The organism is Domibacillus antri, assembly GCF_001936625.1.
Taxonomy (GTDB): Bacteria; Bacillota; Bacilli; order Bacillales; family Domibacillaceae; genus Domibacillus; species Domibacillus antri.
Map to the genome: position 1 here is coordinate 21,752 of NZ_MSDU01000039.1, position 6,000 is coordinate 27,751.

At 46.0% G+C, this 6,000-nt stretch carries 4 protein-coding genes; all 4 read left to right on the plus strand.

What is annotated here, in order from left to right; all coding sequences use genetic code 11:
- Nucleotides 1–210: 210 nt before the first annotated feature.
- On the plus strand, nucleotides 211–1,818 hold the full coding sequence (locus tag BTO30_RS14360) for a sigma 54-interacting transcriptional regulator (protein ID WP_075399401.1): 1,608 nt from the start codon (nucleotides 211–213) through the stop codon (nucleotides 1,816–1,818).
- A gap of 114 nt (nucleotides 1,819–1,932) precedes the next feature.
- Nucleotides 1,933–3,111, plus strand: coding sequence for an iron-containing alcohol dehydrogenase (locus BTO30_RS14365; RefSeq protein ID WP_075399402.1), 1,179 nt, complete (start codon nucleotides 1,933–1,935; stop codon nucleotides 3,109–3,111).
- Nucleotides 3,095–4,474, plus strand: a complete 1,380-nt coding sequence (locus BTO30_RS14370; protein ID WP_075399403.1) for a hypothetical protein — start codon at nucleotides 3,095–3,097, stop codon at nucleotides 4,472–4,474. The genes BTO30_RS14365 and BTO30_RS14370 overlap by 17 nt, the downstream gene beginning before the upstream one ends.
- Nucleotides 4,471–5,895, plus strand: a complete 1,425-nt coding sequence (locus tag BTO30_RS14375) for an NAD-dependent succinate-semialdehyde dehydrogenase (protein ID WP_075399404.1) — start codon at nucleotides 4,471–4,473, stop codon at nucleotides 5,893–5,895. Before BTO30_RS14370 ends, BTO30_RS14375 begins: the two co-directional genes overlap by 4 nt.
- Nucleotides 5,896–6,000: the final 105 nt, after the last annotated feature.

A 6,000-nucleotide genomic window follows, 5' to 3' on the forward strand; every position in this document is an offset into this window, starting at 1 on the left:
ATTTTAACAACCTCTTTATTTTCCGGCGAACCCCGTGCCTCCCTTTAAAGAAATTGATGGTACGGCTGTATAAGGGCTGTTTTGGTTTGTGGAGTACTGCTGAAACGCGGTGCTTTTTTTGTTTTCATGATAGTATAGAAAAAACGGAATTGAAGCGCTGTCTGAATGGAAACATGGCGCTTTTTCCCTGGTTTAATGAGGTGATTGGTTATGTTGACGCTTGATCATACGATACAGGAAGCGCTGACTTTGCTTACGGAGCGAAATGAAGAATCAGCGGAGGTTGTGGATGAAGAGCAGCAGACGGTCGGAATGATCACATTGGCGGAGATTCGGATCGCGATTCAGAATGGTCATGTGCTGATGCCGCTGCGTACCTTTTTTCAGCAGCCGTTTTTGCAGGAGTTCTTGAAGGAGCAGGAACCCGGCGCATTCCATCAGCTGTTAATGAGCAAGATGTTTTCGGACATGATTAATTCTTTATACGATGGTGTGTACATAACGGATGGACATGGATTTACCGTTAAGGTGAATACAGCATATGAGCGGATTACGGGAATTTCGTCGGAAAAAGTAGTCGGTCTTCATATGAGGGATTTGGAAAAGGCGGGCTATATATCCAAATCGGTTTCGATTCAGGTCATTCAGGAAAAAAGAGCGCTGACGCGGATGCAGGAGCTGGCGAATGGACGCAAAGTCATTGTGTCAGCGAGCCCGGTTTTTGGAAGGGATCAAACGATTTTGTACGTCGTCAGCAGTGTGCGGGATATTACCGAGCTGATCCGGCTGAAGCTTGAGAATGATGAGTTGAAGGATGGACAGTTTGAATCCGGTGCAGGCTCGGCTGAACTGGACAAATTGCCTTTTATAGCTGAAGATGAGGAAACAAAGCAATTTTTCGCTCTTGCGCGCAAAGTGGCCAAAACAAATGTGACGGTGTGTTTGACGGGTGAGAGCGGTGTAGGGAAAACAATGACAGCTTCGTATATTCACCGGCATTCCTCAAGAGCGGATCATCCGTTTATTGAAGTGAACTGCGGGGCTTTGCCGGCGAACTTAATTGAGGCGGAACTGTTTGGTTATGTGGGCGGGGCGTTTACAGGTGCCTTGGCAAAAGGAAAAAAAGGGTTCGTCGAAATGGCACATCGCGGTACTCTTTTCTTGGATGAGATCGGGGATATGCCCCTTGAACTGCAAGTAAAGCTTTTGAAAGTGCTCGATGATTTTTCCTTTACACCGGTCGGCTCGACGTCGGCGAGACAGGTCGATATTCGAGTGATTGCCGCGACAAATCAGCCATTGGAGGAGCTTGTGAAAAAAGGGGACTTTCGGGAGGATTTGTATTATAGGCTCACGGTTGTGCCAATGCATATTCCGCCGCTTCGGGAGAGAAGAGAAGAAATCCCTTTGCTTCTTTCTTATTATATGGATCAGTTTAATGCTATGCACGAAACAGCGGTTTCATTGTCTCCGGAAGCCCGCCATTTTTTATGTGAATATGACTGGCCGGGCAATATTCGTGAATTGAAAAATGCTGTTGAATATTTAGTGGTGACCAGTGATTCTTCAACGGTCGGTGTGGAACAGCTGCCTGCAAAAATCCGCCGCGTTCCATCGGTTATACGTCCGATTGTGGAAGGCAGAATTATTCCTTTAAAGGAAGCAACTGATATGGTCGAGAAGCAATTAATTATGAAAGCCATGCAACTCCACAAAACGACAAGAAAAGCAGCGGAAGCACTTCAGGTCAGTCAATCCACTATTGTTTCGAAAATGAAAAATCGGCCGTCTTTTGATTATAATTCTGATCAAAAATGACTTTTTGATTTCTATTTCGTTCGAAAACGTTTTCATATCCTTCTTTTCAAGCTTTTTTCTTGTTGGCACGTTACTTGCATTTAAGAAAAAGAAAAAGAAAAGGAGGATTTTTTTATGGCCATTTCAACGTTTAAGATTGCCAATAAATTAATTACGGGAAAAGGGGCAACGACGGAGTTAAGCAATGAAGCAGCTCGATTGAAAATGACGAATCCGCTGATTGTTACGGACACCATTATTCAACAGACAGGATTGCTTGACCGCATTCAGGAAAACCTGAAAGGAATTTCTACAGGGGTATTTTTAGGGGTCAAACCCGAGCCTGAGTTTTACGTGGTAGAAGAATGCAGACAAATGTTTCGTGATGGCGGACATGATGGGCTTATTGCAATAGGTGGAGGAAGCGCGATTGATACGGCCAAAGCGGTGTCAGCTTATGCGAAGTATGAAGGGGCTCTTACAGATCTTGTCGGCACGGATCAAGTAACGGAAAAAGGCTTTCCGCTTATTGCGATTCCTACAACGGCGGGTACTGGATCGGAAGTAACCAACATTTCGATTTTGTCCGATAAAGAAGAACAAGTGAAGAAAGGGATTGTAAGCGATTACCTCTTGCCGGATACGGCGATCGTTTCACCGGAGATGACATTGACGATGCCTCCGGGTGTTACAGCGGCAAGCGGGATTGACGCGCTTGTGCATGCGATTGAAGCATATATTTCTGTCAATGCTTCACCAATTACGGATGCGTTGGCAATAGGGGCAATGAAGATGATTGCCGTGAATTTGCCGAAAGCGTATGCGAATCCGGATAATGTTCAGGCGCGTGAGCAAATGGCGACAGCAAGTCTCATGGCGGGCATGGCGTTTGGCAATGCGGGTGTCGGCGCAGTGCATGCATTGGCGTATCCTCTTGGCGGCCGCTTTAATCTTCCTCATGGCGTCAGCAATGCACTATTGCTGCCATATGTCATGGAATGGAATAAAATCGCCTGCCTGGAGCGTTTTAGAGATGTGGCAGCTGCGCTAGGTGAAAAAGTAGATGATGTAACAGACAATGAAGCAGCCGACAAGGCTATTTCGGCGATGAGCCGTCTTTGTAAAGCTGTTCGTATTCCAGACGGATTACATGAATTGGGGATTAAAGAAAGTGATTTAGAAGGTATGGCAGAAGATGCGAGTAAAATTGACCGTTTGCTGAAAAACAATCCAAGACGGTTAAACAAGGCCGATATTTTGGCGATTTATGAAGCGGCCTATATAGGAGGAGAGCGGAATGCTGTGGAAAAATAGAATACATGGTGAGGAATCACCTTACATTCCGATGGGGCCGTTTAAACTGCGGCTTCCCTTTATTCATTACCGTTTTGAGTGGCCGGATTATGTTCAGGGGTTGTTAATGTGTGCGGTTGATTTGGCGGCGATCCCATTATTGATGGAACTTCTCGGGATGCCTTTTGAAGCGGCATTAGCCGTTGTTATGTTAAATGGACTTTTATATTTGACGCATCATTTATTGGGCGACCCGGTTGTACCTGGCTGGATTACGCCGGCGATTCCACTCATTATGGCCTATGTCTCGCAGTTTCCGGAAGGGGAAGAGAGGGTATATGCTCTTATAGCCTTCCAATTAACGCTCGGCATTTTCTCTATTTTTCTTGGTGTGACAGGTCTTGCCGGAAAAGTGGTCAGCCTTGTGCCAAGTGCGATTAAAGCCGGAATTATTCTAGGCGCCGGAATTGGTGCGGTTACGTCGATTTTTGAAGTAGGCGGCCAGTTTGAGACGTTCCCATGGACCATTTCAATTGCGATCGGGATTGCGTTTTATTTGATTTTTTCAAAACATTTTCAGGTGTTGAAACAAAAGAATGCATTTTGGGTGCTGATTTCAAATTTGGGTATTTTTCCAATCATTATTTTGGCAGTTGTCATTGCTCCTCTATTTGGAGAAGCACCTTGGCCAACAATTGAATGGGGTATTACAAGTCCGGATTTCGCAACACTCTGGAATGAATACACTGTGTTTGGACTTGGCATGCCGCCGCTCGCTTTGTTTATTAGCGGACTGCCAACAGTATTAGGAACGTATATTGTTCTATTTGGAGATATTTTGAAAAAAGAAGCCATTTTGGATGATGCAAAGGATATCCGTATTGACGAAAAAATTGACAACAACCCGAACCGCGCACATTTGATTTTTGGAGCAAGAAACGCCATTATGGGTATTATCGGTCCGGATGTGACAATGGCCGGCCCAATGTGGGCAGCGATGCAGGTTGTGGTAGTAGAGCGGTATAAAGAAGGCAAGAAAGTCATGAATTCATTTTTCGGCGGCGCCGGTTCATTCCGGTGGGGAACCAACACAGGCTTACTGTTGATGCCAATTGTCAGTTTGGTTGAGCCGATTTTAGGCATCGCGCTTGCATTGACGCTTTTGATTCAGGGGTATGTAAGTGTCCGTGTTGGTATATTAGAAGCAAGAAGCCAGCGGGATCTTGGTATTGCGGGTATCGTGGCAGCACTATTGGTCGTTAAAGGAGCATCATGGGCATTCGCAGTCGGAATTATCTTGTGCCTTCTGATTTATGGTAAAAATTTCTTTGTCGGGGAAAATGATGGTACGTTTACAAAAGATGTGGAGGAGAAAATTGGATGAAATCATGGCGTATGTATGTTAATGGCGAATGGGTCAACACGGAAGAACAAATTGAAGTCGTCAATCCGGCGACGCTTGAAGTCATTGCGACAGTTCCGAAAGCAGGAAAAAAAGAAGCGGCGGAAGCTGTTGATGCCGCCAGTGCAGCACTGCCTGGATGGAAAGCGAAAACAGCAGCAGAACGCGGCGCTTTATTAATGAACTGGTTTCGCTTAATTGATGAGCAAAAAGAAGAGATTGGCCGTATTATGACAACCGAGCAAGGAAAGCCTTTAGCAGAAGCCATTGGTGAAGTCAGTTATGCAAACAGCTTTATCTCCTGGTATGCGGAAGAAGGAAAGCGGATTTATGGTGAAATGGTTCCGGCTGCCGCTTCGAATAAACGAATTTTCGTGTCGAAGGAGCCGGTCGGTGTTGTGGCGGCGATCACCCCATGGAATTTCCCGGCAGCTATGATGACACGCAAAGTGGGTCCTGCTTTAGCGGCTGGATGTACGGTCGTTGTTAAGCCGGCTGAGCTGACACCGCTGACTGCTTTTAAATTAGTGGAGCTTGCGGAAGAAGCAGGCATTCCTAAAGGCGTCATTAATGTGATTACGGGCGATGCGGCCGCCATTGGTGAAACGTGGATGGCGGACAGCCGGGTACGTAAAATCTCGTTTACCGGCTCCACAAAAGTCGGAAAGCTGCTTATGAAACAGGCGGCCGACACGATGAAAAAAGTCTCGCTTGAGCTTGGCGGTCATGCCCCGTTTATCGTGACGGAAAATGCGGATCTCAATAAAGCGGTGACTGGATTAATGGGGTCCAAATATCGAAATGCCGGACAAACATGTGTCTGCGCAAACCGCATATTTGTTCATGAATCAGTTGAAGCTGAATTTGTGGAAAAGCTGAAAAAAGCGGTCGGTGAGTTATCTGTCGGCAACGGCTTGAATGAAGGGGTTGAAATTGGCCCGCTGATCAATGAAGCTGCTGTTCAAAAAGTGAAGAACCAGCTCGATGATGCGATCTCAAAAGGCGCAAGCGTTGAAATCGGCGGCGAAGCGATCTCCGGTGAAAAAGGCTACTTTATTACACCGGCTGTGCTGACGAACGTAACGGACGATATGACGTGCATGATCGAAGAAACGTTCGGTCCCCTTGCACCGGTAACAACCTATAAAACGGTCGAAGAAGTCATCAAGCGCGCGAACAACTCACCATACGGACTGGCCGGGTATGTGTATTCGGAAAATATTTCAGAAGCGATCGCCATTTCAGAAGGATTGGAATATGGCATCATTGGACTCAATGACGGCCTTCCATCCGTTGCTCAGGCTCCGTTTGGCGGCATGAAAGAAAGCGGGCTTGGCCGTGAAGGCGGACATTGGGGAATTGAAGAATATTTGGAAGTGAAATATATTTCACTGGGACTTTAATCCGCAAATGTTCTGCTGTTCTATCATTAAATAAACTAGTAAATAGTCAAAGCCAGCCGAAGTCATTCTTCAGCTGGCTTTTTCATTGTGTTCTTTGAAAACCCC